This window comes from Kitasatospora sp. NPDC059146, from assembly GCF_042786665.1.
Taxonomy (GTDB): Bacteria; Actinomycetota; Actinomycetes; order Streptomycetales; family Streptomycetaceae; genus Kitasatospora.
The window spans coordinates 49,884-65,655 of the sequence record NZ_JBHZCY010000013.1; the positions used below are offsets into that span (position 1 = coordinate 49,884).

General features: G+C 73.3%; 13 protein-coding genes. 3 read left to right on the forward strand and 10 right to left on the reverse strand.

The window, feature by feature from the left end; translation table 11 throughout:
- Positions 1–66 precede the first annotated feature (66 nt).
- The 10 genes from ACFXPX_RS08385 to ACFXPX_RS08430 all read right to left on the reverse strand — a co-directional run bounded on the left by ACFXPX_RS08385 (position 67) and on the right by ACFXPX_RS08430 (position 11,800).
- Positions 67–2,121 carry a glycosyl hydrolase family 18 protein gene (locus ACFXPX_RS08385; RefSeq protein ID WP_380590966.1) on the reverse strand — a complete coding sequence of 685 codons (2,055 nt, stop codon included), beginning with the start codon at positions 2,119–2,121 and terminating at the stop codon, positions 67–69.
- Between the two features lie 494 nt (positions 2,122–2,615).
- Positions 2,616–3,188: a hypothetical protein gene (locus ACFXPX_RS08390; RefSeq protein ID WP_380590969.1), complete on the reverse strand. Its 573-nt coding sequence runs from the start codon at positions 3,186–3,188 to the stop codon at positions 2,616–2,618.
- Between the two features lie 196 nt (positions 3,189–3,384).
- A complete protein-coding gene (locus tag ACFXPX_RS08395) occupies positions 3,385–4,362 on the reverse strand; it encodes an ABC transporter substrate-binding protein (RefSeq protein WP_380640135.1) in 978 nt (325 codons plus the stop codon).
- A 50-nt stretch (positions 4,363–4,412) separates the two neighbouring features.
- Entirely contained in the window at positions 4,413–5,090 is a 678-nt protein-coding gene (locus ACFXPX_RS08400) for an ABC transporter permease (RefSeq protein ID WP_375890664.1), read from the reverse strand.
- Positions 5,087–5,755 (reverse strand): ABC transporter permease, encoded by a 669-nt coding sequence (locus ACFXPX_RS08405; RefSeq protein ID WP_375890662.1) that lies wholly within the window; start codon positions 5,753–5,755, stop codon positions 5,087–5,089. Before ACFXPX_RS08405 ends, ACFXPX_RS08400 begins: the two co-directional genes overlap by 4 nt.
- The gene (locus ACFXPX_RS08410; protein WP_380640137.1) at positions 5,745–6,926 is read right to left on the reverse strand and encodes an ABC transporter ATP-binding protein; all 1,182 of its coding nucleotides are present in this window, start codon (positions 6,924–6,926) and stop codon (positions 5,745–5,747) included. Before ACFXPX_RS08410 ends, ACFXPX_RS08405 begins: the two co-directional genes overlap by 11 nt.
- A gap of 278 nt (positions 6,927–7,204) precedes the next feature.
- Entirely contained in the window at positions 7,205–7,591 is a 387-nt protein-coding gene (locus ACFXPX_RS08415) for a rhodanese-like domain-containing protein (protein ID WP_375890658.1), read from the reverse strand.
- Positions 7,585–8,172 (reverse strand): cysteine dioxygenase, encoded by a 588-nt coding sequence (locus ACFXPX_RS08420; protein ID WP_380640139.1) that lies wholly within the window; start codon positions 8,170–8,172, stop codon positions 7,585–7,587. The genes ACFXPX_RS08415 and ACFXPX_RS08420 overlap by 7 nt, the downstream gene beginning before the upstream one ends.
- A 217-nt stretch (positions 8,173–8,389) precedes the next feature.
- The gene (locus ACFXPX_RS08425) at positions 8,390–8,467 is read right to left on the reverse strand and encodes a putative leader peptide (protein ID WP_101948289.1); all 78 of its coding nucleotides are present in this window, start codon (positions 8,465–8,467) and stop codon (positions 8,390–8,392) included.
- A 171-nt stretch (positions 8,468–8,638) separates the two neighbouring features.
- The gene (locus tag ACFXPX_RS08430) at positions 8,639–11,800 is read right to left on the reverse strand and encodes a hypothetical protein (protein ID WP_380640141.1); all 3,162 of its coding nucleotides are present in this window, start codon (positions 11,798–11,800) and stop codon (positions 8,639–8,641) included.
- A gap of 485 nt (positions 11,801–12,285) precedes the next feature.
- Between ACFXPX_RS08430 and ACFXPX_RS08435 the strand changes: the two genes are divergently transcribed.
- From ACFXPX_RS08435 to ACFXPX_RS08445, 3 genes are all read left to right on the forward strand, one after another.
- Positions 12,286–13,128, forward strand: a complete 843-nt coding sequence (locus ACFXPX_RS08435; RefSeq protein WP_375890653.1) for a nitrilase-related carbon-nitrogen hydrolase — start codon at positions 12,286–12,288, stop codon at positions 13,126–13,128.
- Between the two features lie 11 nt (positions 13,129–13,139).
- Positions 13,140–14,570 (forward strand): dihydropyrimidinase, encoded by a 1,431-nt coding sequence (gene hydA, locus ACFXPX_RS08440; protein ID WP_380590978.1) that lies wholly within the window; start codon positions 13,140–13,142, stop codon positions 14,568–14,570.
- A 146-nt stretch (positions 14,571–14,716) separates the two neighbouring features.
- On the forward strand, positions 14,717–15,730 hold the full coding sequence (locus tag ACFXPX_RS08445; protein WP_380640143.1) for a TIGR03842 family LLM class F420-dependent oxidoreductase: 1,014 nt from the start codon (positions 14,717–14,719) through the stop codon (positions 15,728–15,730).
- Positions 15,731–15,772: the final 42 nt, after the last annotated feature.

The window sequence follows — 15,772 nt, forward strand, 5'->3', positions numbered from 1 at the left end:
AATCTGTCAGCTGTTATCCGTTATCTGTTACTTGTCAGCTGTCAGCTGCCGTCTGCCGCCCGTCGCTCAGGAGATCGAGAAGTCGTCCCCGTACACGCTGCCCTGCCCGTACCAGCCGTGCAGGTACACCGTGACGCTGCCGGAGGCGTCGGTGGTGAAGGGGACGGAGAGCTTGGTCCAGCCCGAGGAGATGGTCCAGGTGCTGGCGTTGGCGCCACCGCTGACACCCAGGTAGGCGTAGTTGCCCTGCACCCAACCGCTCAGCGTGTAGCTGGTGTTGGGCTTGAGCGTCACGGTTTGGGTGCAGTCGCCGGTCTGGCTCGCGGAGGCCGCGGCCTGCAGCGCGTACGAGCCGGAGTGGACCGGCGTGGTCACGATGCCGCCGCCGCTCTGGCAGGTCCAGGGGGCCACCTTGCCGGTCTCCAGGTCACCGTTGACCAGGCCGGTCGACGGGGCCGTGCCGGTGACGGTCAGCGAGTAGGTCGCCGTGTGGCTGCCGGAGGGCGCGGTGGCCGTCACGGTCAGCGGGTAGGTGCCCGCCGCCGCGGCCGAGGTGGTGGCGATGTTCAGGGTGGCGCTGTTGCCGGCGGTGACGCTACCGGGGGTGACGGTGGCGGTGACGCCGGTCGGGGCGCCGCCGACCGAGAGGTTGACGCTCTGCGCCGAGCCCGCCGTGACCGCCGTGGCGATCGCCGCCGAGGCGGACGAACCGGCCGCGACGGTACCGGAGTTCGGGTTCACCGCGACCGAGAAGTCGTTGCCCGGCTGGTTGCCCGTGACGGTCAGCGTGAAGACGCCGGTGTGGCTGCCGGAGGCCGCGCTGCCGGTGACCGTCAGCGGGTAACTCCCGGGCACCACCGACGAGGTGGTGGTGACGTTCAGGGTGGCGCTGTTGCCGGCGGTGACGCTGCCGGGGGTGACGGTGGCGGTGACGCCGGTCGGGGCGCCGCTGACCGAGAGGCTGACGCTCTGCGCCGAGCCCGCCGTGACCGCTGTCGCGATTGCCGCCGAGGCGGACGAACCAGCCTTTACGGTGGCGGAGTTGGGGTTCACCGCGACCGAGAAGTCGTTGGTCACCGTCGAGCCGCTGGTGAAGGGCGCGAAGATGTGGGTGAAGTCCCAGGTGCCCTGGTTGATCCCGGAGCAGGAGTCGTCCCCGCCCTTGCCCGGGCAGCCGCCGTTGTCGCGCTGGAGTGCCCAGAAGGACAGCGTGTTGATGCCCTTGGACACCGCCCAGTTGTACACGGTGGTGGCGTTGGCGACCGTGAAGGTCTCGGCGGCGCCGAAGTCGTCGATGCCGGGCATCTCGGTGATCCCGATCGAACCCCACAGCTGGGTGGGGGACTTGGTCGGGTAGAGCTGGGCCAGCTGGTTGTACAGGCCCTGCGCCGAGGTCTGGGTGTCCGCCGCCATGTCGTGGGTGGCGTTGTCGTAGTAGTCGAAGGTCATCATGTTGACGACGTCGATCCGCGCCTTGTTGCTGACGGCGTTGCGCAGTACCGCGAGGCCGTTGTCGGCCAGCCCGCCGGTGGTGGTCGGCAGCGTGTAGGAGAACTGGATGCTGCGCCCGTTGGCGGCGGCCCAGTCCTGCACGACCTTGATCGCCTTGTTGCGGCGGTCGATGCCGGCCGTGTTGGTCAGCGAGTTGTCCTCGATGTCGAGGTCGATCCGGCTGATGTCGTAGGTGGTGATCAGGTTCTCGTAGGCGGTCGCGATCTGGTTGACGTCGGTGCAGCTGTCCGCCAGTTCGGTGCCGGTGTTGTCGGCGGTGTAGCCGCCGAAGGAGGGGATCACGTCCCCGCCGTTGGCGCGGATGGTGGCGATGTCGGCGCCGAAGGTGGAGGAGGACACCGGCTTCGAGGTGTCGCCGTTCCAGTACGGGGTGCAGGAGCCCTTGGTGGCGGCCTGGAGGAAGGCCATCGTCAGGTACTTGGCGCCGGACTGGGCGGCCAGGGTGGCGGGGCTCTGACCGGTCCAGGACTCGAAGTAGGGCGCGAAGACCCGGGTGGGGAGCGGGGTGGCGGCCTGGGCGGAGCCCGTCCCGGCGGCGACCAGACCGGCCGAGGCGGCCAGTGTGACGCAGGCCGTCAGCGCGGCCCGGAGGGTTCTGCGAAGACGCATGGATTCTCCAACAGACGTGGTGGGGCAGGACGTTGGGGATGTGCGGGCCACGGCTCGTCCGGTGGTCGTGTGGGGTCGACCGCGCGGACGTGCGGAGCCGGAGGCGGGTGTGCGGGGGCGGGTGCAGGGGGCGTTCGATGCGGACACAAGGGCGTGCGGAGCCCACCGCCTCGGGTGGAGGCGGGAGGTGGTGCGGGAGGTGGTGCGAAGGTGCGCACGCCGTACGGAGCGGGGGTGGAGCGGAGCAGGGCAGGGCAGTGCCTCAGCCGCCGGTGGTCACACCCCCACAGTGCATCCCGGTCGGATCGACATGCTTATGTTTGGACTAGACCACTGGTCTGTCAAGAGACCTAACAGTTCGTCAGCGGACGGCCCCGGCCGCCGAAGGGCGGGGACGCCGATGGCCGCGCACCCGGCGGGCGGGGCGCGGCCACGGCTGCCCGGAGCTCAGGACACCGGGCGGTTCGGGGTGGTGCGGGGCGGCGTGGACGGCGTCAGCGCGCCGCCGGGCAGAGGGTGGAGCGCAGTGCGTCGTCGATCTTCGAGGCGGTGTCCGGTCCGAAGCCCTGCGGGTGCTCGGGCGAGGTGAAGTGCTGGTCGGCCAGTTGGGCCAGCTTCGCCTTGTCCTTGGGGAACTGGTACAGCGCCTGGCACTGCTTGCGGGCCTGTTCCACCGCCTGGTCGGGCTTGCCGCCGACGATCGCCGGGTCGATCGCGTTCAGTGCGGCGACCACCTTGCCGGTCAGGTCGGCGTCCGGCTTGGCGGGCAGGCCGGCGTCGGCCGGCGGTGCGGGCTTGGCCGGGGCCGAGCCGTCCGCGCCGGCCGTGGAGCCCGGGTCGGCGGGCGCGGACGGCGCGGCCGTGGTGGGTGCCGGGGTGCCTGTCGAGGCCGTGGCGTCGGCCGTTGCGTCAGCGGTGGCGGCGACGGTGGGGGAGCCGGCCGCGACGGTGGCCTTGGCCGAGCTCGAGCCGGAGCCCGATCCCGAGCTCGAACCGGAGCTGGAGCAGGCAGCGAGGCTCACCGCGGCGAGTGCCGTGAGGGAGGCGGCGAGGAGACGAGTGCGCATGGCGCCACACTGTCATGTTCGCGGCGTAGAAGGGAAGGTCCCGTGGGGCCGCCCCGAACGGCCCGGGAACGGCGAACGGCGGCCCCGGAGGGAAACCCTCCGCGCCGCCGTCCGCTGCCGTCGATCCCCGGGCCGGGCCAGGTCGAGCCGAGCCGGGTCCAGCCGGGTCCAGCCGGGTCAGGACCGGGTCGGACCGTCAGCCGAGCCCGTTGCTCTTCAGCCAGTCCTTGGCCACCGCCGACGGGTCCTCCTTGTCGACCGAGACCCGCTTCATCAGCGCCGTCAGCCCGGCCGTGTCGAGCTTGGCCGACACCGCGTTGAGCGCCGCCGTCGCGTTGGCGTCCACGCCGGCCTTGTTGATCAGCGGGGTGACGTTCTGCGCGCCGAAGACGTTCTTCGGGTCGCTCAGCGGCACCAGCTTGTACTGGACGATCTTCGGGTCGGTGGTGAACACGTTGCCGACCTGGATGTTGCCGTCCTTGAGCGCGTTCGCGGTGGTGTCGGCGGTTGGCTTCCACTCCTTGAAGGTCAGCCCGTAGACGTCCTTGAACTGCTGCTCGCGGCGGGTCTTGAACTCCGGCGGGCCGCCGATGGTGAACTCGCCGGCCTTGGCCGCGAGGTCCGCGATGCTCTTGAGGCTGTACTTGTCGGCGGTCTCCTGGGTGACGCTGAGCGAGTCCTTGTCCTCCGCGGGGGAGGAGTCGAGGATCGCCAGCGAGGCGGGCAGTGCCTTGGTCAGCGCCGCGTTCACGTCCGGGGTGGTGACGGCGGTGTTCTTGGCGTCCAGGTAGGCGAGCAGCGCGCCGTTGTACTCGGGCAGGACGGTCAGGTTGCCGCTCTGCAGCTGCCCGTAGAGCACCTCGCGGCTGCCGATGTTGAACTTCTCCTGGACCTTGACGCCCTTGGCCTTGAGGGCCTGGGAGTAGATCGAGCCGAGCAGCACGTTCTCGGGGAAGTTCGCCGAGCCGACCACCACGGTCCCGCCGGAACCGCCCGCACCGCCGGACCCGCCCGAGGCGGCACCGCTGCCGGAGGCCGTGGCGCCGGCTGAGCCGCTCGACCCGCCGCCGAGCGGGTCGCCGCTGCCCGATGAGCCGCAGGCGGTGGCGCCCAGGGCGAGTGCGGCGAGAGTGCCGAGGAGCACGGCGCGGCGGCTTCCCTTGAATGTCGACATGGTGACAGTTGTCCTTCCGGAGCGGATGGGAGGGAGAAGAGGGAGGGGCCTCAGCGGGTCCGGCGCTGGGCGCGCACCCCGGGCGGGAGCGCGAACCGGGCGAGCAGGGCGAAGAACAGTTGGGCGCCGACCGCGAGCAGCACCACCAGCAGCGCGCCGCCCACGGTCACCGCGTACTGCCGGGTGGCCAGCCCGTCGATGACGTAGCGGCCGAGGCCGCCCAGCCCGACGTAGGCGGCCACCGTGGCGGTCGCGATCACCTGGACGGTCGCGGTCCGGAAGCCCGCCAGCAGGGTCGGCGCGGCGGAGGGCAGGCAGACCTGGAACAGCACCTGCGGGTGGGTGAGGCCGATCCCGCGCGCGGCGTCCCGGACGTCCGGGTCGGTGCCGCGCACCCCCTCGACGGCCGCCACCAGCAGCGGCGGCGCCGCCAGGGCGACCAGCGGGAACAGGACGGCGGTGTCGCCGACCCCGGCGAGCAGCACCGCGAGCGTGACCAGGCCCAGGGTCGGCAGGGCGCGGGCGGCCCCCGCCAGCGCGGTGACCACCGTGACCCCGCGCCCGGTGTAGCCGATCAGCAGCCCGAGCGGGACGGCCAGCAGCGCCGCGAAGAGCAGGGCCTCGCCGGAGAGCAGCAGGTGCTCGGAAACCCGGTGCACGATCGAGTCCGGACCGCTGCGGCGGTCCGGGGCGGAGAAGAAGTCGTTCAGCCAGTTCAGCCAGTTCACGAGCCCGCCCCCTGCTCCCGGACGGCCCACGGCGCGAGCAGCCGGCGGGCGGCCACCAGCAGCAGGTCGACGGCCAGCGCCAGCACGGCGATCAGGACGATCCCGGCCACGATCGGGGTCGGGAAGGTCCGCTGGAAGCCGTCGATGAACAGGTAGCCCAGCCCACCGCGGCCGATCAGCGCGCCGACGCTGGCCAGCGAGATGCTGGACACCGCCGCGACCCGCAGCCCGGCGATCAGGTACGGCACGGCGGCGGGCAGTTCGACGGCGGTCAGCCGGTGCCAGGGCCCGTACCCCATCGCGGTGGCGGCCTGCCGGACGGAGTCCGGGACGGCGCGCAGCCCGTCCACCGTGGTCGGCAGCAGGACGGCGAGGGCGTAGAAGGTGAGCGGGATCATCACGGTCGCCTGGGTGGCGAGCCCGGTGTACGGGATCAGCACCACGAAGACGGCCAGCGAGGGCAGCGCGTAGACGATGTTGAAGACGGCGGACAGCGGCTGGTACAGCCGGGGGAAGCGGGCGCAGGCCAGGCCGAGCGGGACCGCCAGCAGCAGGCCGATGAGCACCGGGACCAGGGCGATCACGGCGTGGTCGGCGAGCAGGTTGCCGAGGTAGCCGACGTGGTCGCCGATCCAGTACCAGCGGACGATCGGTTCATCGTCCACCGTCGGCTCCGTCCGCCGGGGTCTGCGCGGGTGGCTGCGGGAGCGCTTCGTCCGCCGCGTCCGCCTCGTCCGCTTCGTTCGCCGGGACCTCCGGGTCCGCCTTGGTGAGGGCGACCGGCGTGAGGGCCGGAGTGGGGGCGACCGGCGTGAGCGCGGCCAGGACGGCCTCCCGGCCCGCGGTGCCGACCGCCCGGCCGTCGGCGTCCAGCGCGACCGCGACCCCGGCGGGGGAGAGCACGGCGGCGTCCAGCGCGGCGCGCAGGGTGTCGGTGTCCGGGCGGTAGCCGGCGACCGGCTGCAGCTCGGTGGCACCGGCGGCGCGGTCGATCCAGCCGATCGGGCGGCGCTCGTCGTCCAGGGCCAACTCCCAGCCCCCGTGGCCGGGTCCGTCCTCGATCGGGCGGAGCTCGACGGCCTTCGCGGGCCGCAGGCCCAGGCCGCGCAGGCCCCGGTCGCGGCCGAGGAAGGCGGCCACGCCGTCGTCCGCGGGGGCGGTGAGCAGGGTGTGCGGGTCGGCCAGCTGGGCGATCCGGCCGTGCTCGCGCAGCACCACGACCTGGTCGCCGAGCCGCACGGCCTCCTCGATGTCATGGGTGACGAACAGCACGGTCTTGTGCAGCTCGGACTGCAGGCGCAGCAGCTCCTCCTGGAGCCCGGCCCGCACCACCGGGTCGACGGCGCTGAACGGTTCGTCCATCAGCAGGACCGGCGGGTCGGCGGCCAGCGCCCGGGCCACGCCGACCCGCTGCTGCTGGCCGCCGGAGAGCTGGAACGGGTAGCGCTTGGCGGTCTCGGGGGCGAGGCCGACCAGTTCGAGCAGTTCGGCGGCCCGGGCCCGGGCCTTCTTGCGGTCCCAACCGAGCAGGTAGGGGACGGTGGCGATGTTGTCGATCACCTTGCGGTGCGGGAACAGCCCCGCCTGCTGGATCACGTACCCGATGCCTCGGCGCAGCTTGGCGGGTTCCAGTTCGGCGACGTCGGCGCCGTCCAGCAGCACCCGGCCCGAGGTGGGCTCGACCATCCGGTTGACCATGCGCAGCAGGGTGGTCTTGCCGCACCCGGAGGGCCCGACCAGGACGGTTATCCGACCGGTCGAGACTTCCAGGTCCAGTCCCTCGACCGCGATGGTGCCGTCTGGGTGGCGCTTGCCGGCGCCCTCGAATCTGATCACGGAGTGTTTCCTCGTCAGGGCGCCCCGGGGAGGCGGCGCCTGTGTCGGTCGGTCTTTCGGGTCGTTCGGTTGGCGGCGGTCGCACCGCCCGGGCGTTCTTCCGCCCGCCTGGCTGCCCAGCTTCGGACCGGCGGAAACTCTGATCAGACTATGACCTGCATCATCTCCTGTCCCTGATTTACCGCCCGGCACGTGGCGTGACTCCCGGCCCGGCGGCCCGCCGGCCCGGGAGGTGACCCGGGCTCAGCCGCCCGGGAACACCCCATGTGACCTCGGGTTCAGTCGCCCGGACGGGTCGGCAGCCCGGACGCCGCCCAGCCGACGAAACCGCCGTCGAGATCCGTCGCCCGGTGCAGCCCGAGCTCGCGCAGCGAGGCCGCGGCCAGACTGGAGGCGTAGCCCTCGGAGCAGACCACGATCACCTCGACGTCGTAGCCCGAGGCCTCGGGGATCCGGTGACTGCCCGTAGGGTCGAGCCGCCACTCCAGCACGTTGCGCTCGATCACCAGCGCGCCGGGGATCCCGCCCTCGGCGGCCCGCTGCGCCACCGGACGGATGTCCACCAGCAGCGCGCCGTCCAGCTGGGCCTGGTACGCCTCCCGGGCGCGCGGGCGGTGGACGCCCTCGCGGGCCCGCTCCACCAGGTCGTCGATCGTGGTCACCATTGCTCCGGTCCTTCCTCAGAGGTGCGGACGAGCCCGCCGGCCCGCAGGTCGTAGTGCGCCATCGAGCTCAGCGGGGGCGAGTAGGCGTGCAGGGTGACCGCCGGGCCCGAGGCGGTGTTGCGCACGTCGTGCACGTACTCCGGGCCGAAGGCGCGGGCGGTGCCGGCCGGGACCCTGCGGATCAGCAGGCCCTGGTCGGGGCCGCCGAGGGACAGCTCCTCCAGCTCGCCGAGTGCGACGGTGAACGCGCCGCGCGAACCGCCGTGGTCGTGGAAGCCGGTCGACTGGCCGGGCAGCCAGCTGATCAGCCAGACCTCGTGGTCGTCGTCGGCGACCAGCCGCTGGTACCAGCGCTCCCCGGTGGAGAGCCGGACCAGGTGGATCCACTGGTCGGGCCGCTCGGCGAGCTCGCGGACCACGGTCCGCAGGGTGCTCGGGCTGAGCGGGGGCTGTGCGGGGTCGGCGGCGGGGCCGGTCGTGGGGCCGGTGACCGGGGCGGTGGTGGCGCCCGTGGCGGGGCCGGCGGCCGGTGGTTGCTCGGGGCGGCGGGTCGGGGTCTCGGTTGCGAGGTCCAGGCTCATGAGGCGTCCTCGGGTGCGGCGGGAACGTCGGGAGGGGCGCTCGGATCCGGCGGCGGGGCCGCGGGCTGCGGGCCGCGGGCCGGCGGAGCGGCCCGTGCTCGGCCGGGCACGGCACGGGCGGTGCCGCCGGGCGGGCGGGTTTCAGGACTGCGGGTACGGGTGCGCGGTGCGGGTCCTGGCAGTGGTCACAGGGCGGAACCGGCGAAGTGGAACAGGGTCAACAGGCACAGATGGAACTCGCCTGGCGTCGCAGATCGACGTGCAGGCGGCAAACCAGAGTGGTGCCGGAGTCCATGCCCCGGATCTTTTCCGAGCCGGTCGCACGAAGTCAAGCCGGGGCGCCCGTTCGTTGCGGCCTGTTGCGCCCCGTGAACGGGCGGCCCGACGCCCCGGCCGGGGAGCCGGCTCAGCGCGCTGCGCAGCCTGCTGCCCGGCTCCCTGCCTGGCTCCCTGCTCAGCTCCCTGCTCAGCTCCCGGTCCGGTCCTCGGCGGGCCGCTCGGGTGCTGTGGGCTCTTCGCCCCGCGGCTGCGCGGGCACGGGTGCGGGTGTCGCGGTGGCCGCCGCAGCGGCGGACAGCGCCCGTTCGATCACCGGGCCGGCCTGCTCGCCCAGGTAGCGGCCGAGCGTCTGGTAGGCGTCGAACTGCTGGTGGTCGAACCACTGGTCGCTGGTGCCGTCGTTCGGGAAGGCCGGGTGGGTCACCGCGTAGGACTGCAGCTCGTACGGCATGTCGGCGGTCAGCACCGCCTGGAGGACGATCAGCGTGCCGTGCCGTTCGGAGTCGGGCTCGCCGTCGATGGCCGGGTAGCGGACGTCCCCGGTGATCACGCCCCGGGCCGAGAGCCGTTCGGAGAGCTGGGCCGCCAGCCCGCGCAGGGGCGTGCCGCCGTCGGCGTCGGTCCCGTCGGCACCGGCCCCGTCGTGGTCGCTGCCGGGGTCGCTGCCGTGGCCCCCGTCGGGGGTGCGGCCGGTGGTGGCGCTGCCCGGGATCAGCAGCTCCGGTCGGTGCAGGGTGATGACGACGCCGAGCTCCTCGCGGGCCAGGGTGATGGCGGCGGCCAGGTTGGCGGCGTAGCCGGAGTCCCCGCTGGCGTCGATGCTCACCGCCGTCTGGACCCGGTGCCGTAGCAGTTCGACCAGCCCGAGGTTCTCGTAGTGCCCGCCGTCGGTGGTGAGCAGGAAGCGGTCGTCCGCCGGGAACCGGCCGGTCAGTTCGCGGAGCTGGTAGGGCAGTCGGCGTACGGCGGGCTCCCCGGCGCGGCGCCAGTCGGGCGTGCCGGACCAGGCCGGGCCGAGCTCCGCCGGGTTGGGCAGCCACGTCCCGAGCCGGGCGTTGGTGACCGCGAACAGGCCCTGGTAGACCCGGGACTGGCGGCCCATCGCGGAGGAGAAGGCGGCGCCGGAGACGGCCATCGCGGACTGCACGGTGAGGTCGCGGGCGATGTGCCGACGAGTCCGCCGCTCCAGCAGGTCGGTGCGCGCGTAGCCGACGTCCGGGCCGCCCACGTAGTCGTACGAGAGGGAGAAGGAGACCGCCCGACGGCCGGGCGGCGTACGGGAGTTGCCCGACAGGTTGGCCGCCGCCGAGAAGATCACCTGGGGGAAGTCGGGGTGCCGGGCGCCGTAGTGGCTCAGCCAGGTCTGCTCCCGGTAGAAGTCGTACCGGCGGGCGAGCGAGCGGCCGCCCTCGGTGGCCCGGCGGACGGCGAAGGCCGAGGCCAGGCGCAGCCGGTAGAACGGGTGCAGGCTCATCCAGGTCTGGTCGAGGTTGAGACCGACGGCGCCGAGCACCAGCGGCAGCAGCACCTGGACGGCCGTCGGCCAGGCGTACCCGGTGGCGATCGCCCAGCCGAGGGCCAGCAGCGCACCGGCCGTCAGGGTGCCGAGGGCGGCCCAGACCACCAGGTACTGCGGGAGGTTGGCGGTCAGCCCGCCGCCGATCCGGCCGGCGCCGCGCAGCGCCCCGGCGGCCGCGCGCACGCCGCTGCCGATCGCCCGGCGGTCGCGCCAGAGTATGCCGAGCAGCAGGGCGAGGTAGCTGAGCACCACGGTCAGGCTGAGCCCCGCGCCGGTCAGTCGCGGGCCGGCCGCCAGCGCCTGCTGGAGCCGGACCGCGCCCCAGGCCAGGCCCGGCACCGCCAGCACCCCGAGGGCCAGCAGCCCGGCCAGCGCGAGCGCGGCGTAGTTGAGCCGGCGCAGCGCGCGCGGCAGCAGCGCGTGCCAGCCGAGCGGTGGGAAGGCCAGCAGCCAGAGCAGCCAGCAGCAGGCCGCCGCGCCCAGTACCACGCCGAGGGCGGCCAGGGCGGGGGCGCGGAACTCCAACCCGCCCGGCACGGCGCCCGGGTGGCGCAGGCCGGCGGCGGCCAGGGCGTCCAGGTCGGTGACCGGGACGGCGTGGTAGAAGCGGCTGAGGCCGAGGCCGAGCACCAGCACGGCGGCCAGCAGCAGGGTGAGCGCCGAGAGCACGCCGCGCAGCAGCGTGCCGAGGGCGACCAGCCACTCGCCGGTGCCGTCGGCGATGTACTTGCTGTGGCGGCGGAGGTGGTCCTCCTCCGGGGAGCCGGGCTCCAGGACCGTGTCGGCCGTCAGGCCCGAGACGGCGCGGACCGGGCTGCCGGGGGCGGAGTCGCTGAGCGCGAGCTGCAGCGCGCCCACGGTGTACCCGCCGCCGGAGACGGAGACCAGGTAGCGGGCCCGTTTCAGCCACGGGCGCAGGGCCTGGAGCGCGCCGAGCGTGACGCAGGCCGAGCGGATGCCGCCGCCCGAGGCGCAGAAGCCCAGCTCGGCGGGCTCGCGGCCGGGCGGCACCCGGCCGGCGTCCCGCCAGTGGGCGTGGGCGCCGGGAGCGTCGGGTGGCGTCGCGGCCTCCGGTCGCCGGGAGTCGCGCGGCGGTTCGTGGGGTGGTTCGTGCGGTGGTTCGGACCGGGACGCGTGCCGGAGCCCGTGCCGGGGCCCGTGCAGCGGGCGGCCGTGCCGGGTGAGGACGGGCCAGGGCGGTATCAGCGCCGGGCGGTCCGGGTCGGCGTCGTCACCCGGCTTCACCGCCGTGGCGCGCAACCCGCGGGCGGCCCTGGCGGCCGTCACCGCGAGCAGGGCCGCGGCCGCCACCCCGGCGGGCAGGAGCAGCAGCCGGCTGACGGTGGTGAGCGCCGCCGCCACCGCGAAGGGGGTGTCGGAGTCGGCGTGGTCGAGCCCCAGGCGCAGCAGGACGTCGGCGGCGAGGTCGCTGCCGGCGGCGAGCAGCCCGGCGGCCCCGACCATCAGGGCCGGCCCGAGCCGGCGGCGCCGCCCGAGCACGTACCCGCCCAGCAGGGCCGCGGCCGTCAGCGTCAGCCCGTAGCCGGCGATCAGCCAGGGCTCGTCGCCCAGGGCGGCCCGGTACGCTCCGGAGCTCCCGCCGACCACCGCCTCGGCCGCCGCCCGGGAGCCGGCCAGGCGCAGGGCCGTCAGCCCGGCCCGCGGCACCTGCCCGGGGGCGAGGAGGAGGCCGGCGGCGAGCGGCAGCAGGGCACCGAGAGCGAGCAGCAGGCCGGCCCAGGCCGGCAGCGCGGGCGGCCGCCCCGCCGGCATGCCCGCCGTGCCCGACGTACCCGACGTGCGCTCCGCGCGCTCGTCCGTCGCTGTCATCAGTACCACCCCCCGTTCGGCCCCCGGCCGACCGTCGATCCCCGTGGCCGATCCCGCATCCGGCCCCGCACCCGATCGCCGGATGATCAGCTCATGATCACCGAAGTCGCCCCGTACGCGCGCCAGATGACGATCTGTCGCACCGTCAAGGCGCGTTTTACCCTGTCGTGGCCGATTCCGCACCCCCGGCGCCCGCTTTCACTCGAATGAGTAAGGAGGCCACCAATGGGGTAGATGAGCATTTCATCCCACCCATGGCCACCCGCGTGTCCGCGTAACAAGATCGCCCCGCAGGCGTTACCGCCGACGTATTGTCAGGCGACCGAAGCCCGGCCTACCGTCTACAGATCGCGCCTTCTACGCACGTAGACCCTTCCCGTAGACCCCCGCGGCCCCCGAGCGGAGCCGCGGGCGAGACCCGCCCCGTCAACCCTCAGACCGCGGGCCCGACCGCACGGCCGGGACGCGGAGTTGCGGAGGTACCCATGTCGCAGATCGTCCGTGCCGCGCTCGTCCAGACCCGCTGGACCGGCGACCAGGAGAGCATGATCGCGCTCCACGAGCGGTACGCCCGCGAGGCCGCCGCCCAGGGCGCGAAGATCATCGGCTTCCAGGAGGTGTTCAACGCCCCGTACTTCTGTCAGGTCCAGGAACCCGAGCACTACCGCTGGGCCGAGGCCGTCCCCGACGGGCCGACCGTGCGCCGGATGCAGGACCTCGCCCGCGAACTGGGCATGGTGATCGTCGTACCGGTCTACGAGGAGGAGCAGACCGGCGTCTACTACAACACCGCCGCGGTGATCGACGCGGACGGCAGCTACCTCGGCAAGTACCGCAAGCACCACATCCCGCAGGTCAAGGGCTTCTGGGAGAAGTACTACTTCAAGCCCGGCAACCTCGGCTGGCCCGTCTTCGACACCGCCGTCGGCAAGGTCGGCGTCTACATCTGCTACGACCGGCACTTCCCCGAGGGCTGGCGCGCCCTGGGCCTGGCCGGCGCGCAGATCGTCTACAACCCCTCCGCCACCAGCCGCGGCCTGTCCGCCTACCTCTGGCAGCTCGAACAGCCCGCCGCCGCCGTCGCCAACGAGTACTTCGTCGCCGCCATCAACCGGGTCGGCACCGAGGAGTACGGCGACAACGACTTCTACGGCACCTCCTACTTCGTCGACCCGCGCGGCCAGTTCGTCGGCGAGGCCGCCTCCGACAAGGAGGAGGAACTGGTCGTCCGCGACCTCGACCTCGGCCTGATCGAACAGGTCCGCCAGCAGTGGGCGTTCTACCGCGACCGCCGGCCCGACGCCTACGGACCCCTCGCCGAGGCCTGAGGAGCAGCGCGATGACCACCCGTGACCCGCAGCAGCGCACCGTCGTCCGCGGCGGCCTCGTCATCACCGCCACCGACGAACTCCACGCCGACGTCCTGATCGAGGGCGAGCGCGTCGCCGCCCTGGCCGCCACCGGCAGCGCCGCCGCCGAGGCCTGGACCGCCGACACCGTCATCGACGCCACCGGCCACTACGTCATCCCGGGCGGCGTCGACGCCCACACCCACATGGAGCTGCCGTTCGGCGGCACCGCCGCCTCCGACACCTTCGAGACCGGCACCCGCGCCGCCGCCTGGGGCGGCACCACCACCGTCGTCGACTTCGCCGTCCAGCCCGTCGGCGGGGCGCTGCGCGAGGGCCTGGACGCCTGGCACGCCAAGGCCGAGGGCAACTGCGCGATCGACTACGCCTTCCACACCATCGTCTCGGACGTCAACGACGCCGTCCTCAAGGAGATGGACACGCTGGTCGACTCCGGCGAGTCCACCTCCTTCAAGCTCTTCATGGCCTACCCCGGCGTCTTCTACAGCGACGACGGCCGCATCCTGCGCGCCATGCAGCGCGGCGCGGCCAACGGCGGGCTGATCATGATGCACGCCGAGAACGGCATCGCCATCGACGTCCTGGTCGAACAGGCCCTCGCCGCCGGGCGGACCGCCCCCCGCTACCACGGCGAGGTCCGGCGCGAACTCCTGGAGGCCGAGGCCACCCACCGGGCGATCAAGCTCGCCCAGGTGGCCGGCAGTCCGCTCTACGTGGTGCACGTCTCCGCCGCCTCGGCGCTCGACGAACTCGCCCGGGCCCGCGACGCCGGGCTCCCCGTCTTCGGCGAGACCTGCCCCCAGTACCTCTTCCTCTCCACCGACAATCTCGCCGAGGAGGGCGCCGACGGCTTCGAGGGCGCCAAGTACGTGTGCAGCACGCCGCTCCGGCCGCGCGAGCACCAGGAGGCGCTCTGGCGCGGGCTGCGCACCAACGACCTCCAGGTGGTCTCCACCGACCACTGCCCGTTCTGCTACGTCGGGCAGAAGGAACTCGGCCGCGGCGACTTCTCGAAGATCCCCAACGGCCTCCCGGGCGTGGAGAACCGGATGGACCTGCTGCACCAGGCCGTCGTGGACGGACGGATCAGCCGGCGCCGCTGGATCGAGATCGCCTGCACCACCCCGGCCCGGATGTTCGGGCTGCACCCGCGCAAGGGCACCGTCGCGCCCGGCGCCGACGCCGACCTCGTCGTCTACGACCCCACCGCGGTGCAGACCGTCTCCGCCGCCACCCACCACATGAACGTGGACTACTCGGCCTACGAGGGCCGCCGACTCACCGGCCGGGCCCGGACGGTGCTCTCGCGCGGCACCGTCGTGCTGGACGACGGCCGCTGGCTCGGCCGGGCCGGACACGGCGCCTTCCTGCGCCGGGACACCTGCCAGTACCTGACCTGATCCCCTTCGCCTTCCTTTCGGTTCTCGTCCCCCCTTCCCTTCCCTGTCCTTCTCTTCGCTTCGCCTTCGTCTCGCCTTCGTCGCCCGGGGCCGCGCCGAGTGCGCCGGCCCCGGGCCGCCCTCCCACCCCTCTCCCGGAGCACCCCATGGACATCGGCCTCGTCCTCCAGACCGACCCGCCGGCCCGCCTGCTCATCGACCGGATGATCCGCGCCGAACAGGCCGGGTTCAGCCACGGCTGGACCTTCGACTCCTGCGTGCTGTGGCAGGAGCCCTTCGTCATCTACAGCCGCATCCTGGCCGAGACCGAGCGCCTCACCGTCGGCCCGATGGTCACCAACCCCTCCACCCGCACCTGGGAGGTCACCGCCTCCCTGTTCGCCACCCTCAACGACATGTACGGCAACCGGACGGTGTGCGGCATCGGCCGCGGCGACTCCGCCATGCGGGTCGCAGGCCGACGCCCCGCCACCCTCGACCGGCTCTCCCAAGCCATGCACGCCGTCAAGGAGTTGGCCGAGGGACGCACCGCCGAGGTGGACGGCACCGAGATGCACCTGCCGTGGGTCGGCCCCGGCGCCTCGCTGCCGATCTGGATGGGCGCGTACGGGCCCAAGGCACTAACCCTGACCGGACGTCAGGCAGACGGCTTCATCCTCCAGTTGGCCGACCCCTACCTCACCGAGTACATGGTCAAGGCCGTCCGGGCGGCCGCCGTCGAGGCGGGACGGGACCCGGCCGACGTCACCATCTGCGTCGCCGCTCCCGCGTACGTCACCGCCGACGACTCGCCCGCCGCGCTCGCCCACGCCCGGGAGCAGTGCCGGTGGTTCGGCGGGATGGTCGGCAACCACGTCGCCGATCTGGTCAGCCACTACGGCGAACACTCCGACCTGGTACCCGACGCCCTCACCGAGTACATCAAGGACCGCCAGGGCTACGACTACAGCCACCACGGACGGGCCGGGAACCCCGACACGGCCTTCGTCCCGGACGCGATCGTCGACCGCTTCTGCCTGATCGGACCGGTCGAGGCCCAGCGCGCCCGACTCGCCGAACTCCGCTCGCTCGGCGTCGACCAGTTCGCCGTCTACGCCATGCACGACGCGGTCGAGGCCACCATCGACGCCTACGGGGCGGACGTCATCCCACACCTCTGAACCGCCGGCCTCGTGAGTTCGTGGCCCCCTGGGTCTGTGGCC

Bases quoted from the DNA above. Each gene is read 5' to 3' on its own strand.
- ACFXPX_RS08425 (WP_101948289.1), bottom strand. From the start codon at position 8,467: ATGGACTCCGGCACCACTCTGGTTTGCCGCCTGCACGTCGATCTGCGA.
- hydA (WP_380590978.1), top strand. From the start codon at position 13,140: ATGACCACCCGTGACCCGCAGCAGCGCACCGTCGTCCGCGGCGGCCTC.
- ACFXPX_RS08430 (WP_380640141.1), bottom strand. From the start codon at position 11,800: ATGACAGCGACGGACGAGCGCGCGGAGCGCACGTCGGGTACGTCGGGC.
- ACFXPX_RS08415 (WP_375890658.1), bottom strand. From the start codon at position 7,591: ATGGTGACCACGATCGACGACCTGGTGGAGCGGGCCCGCGAGGGCGTC.
- ACFXPX_RS08435 (WP_375890653.1), top strand. From the start codon at position 12,286: ATGTCGCAGATCGTCCGTGCCGCGCTCGTCCAGACCCGCTGGACCGGC.
- ACFXPX_RS08445 (WP_380640143.1), top strand. From the start codon at position 14,717: ATGGACATCGGCCTCGTCCTCCAGACCGACCCGCCGGCCCGCCTGCTC.
- ACFXPX_RS08420 (WP_380640139.1), bottom strand. From the start codon at position 8,172: ATGAGCCTGGACCTCGCAACCGAGACCCCGACCCGCCGCCCCGAGCAA.
- ACFXPX_RS08385 (WP_380590966.1), bottom strand. From the start codon at position 2,121: ATGCGTCTTCGCAGAACCCTCCGGGCCGCGCTGACGGCCTGCGTCACA.
- ACFXPX_RS08390 (WP_380590969.1), bottom strand. From the start codon at position 3,188: ATGCGCACTCGTCTCCTCGCCGCCTCCCTCACGGCACTCGCCGCGGTG.
- ACFXPX_RS08395 (WP_380640135.1), bottom strand. From the start codon at position 4,362: ATGTCGACATTCAAGGGAAGCCGCCGCGCCGTGCTCCTCGGCACTCTC.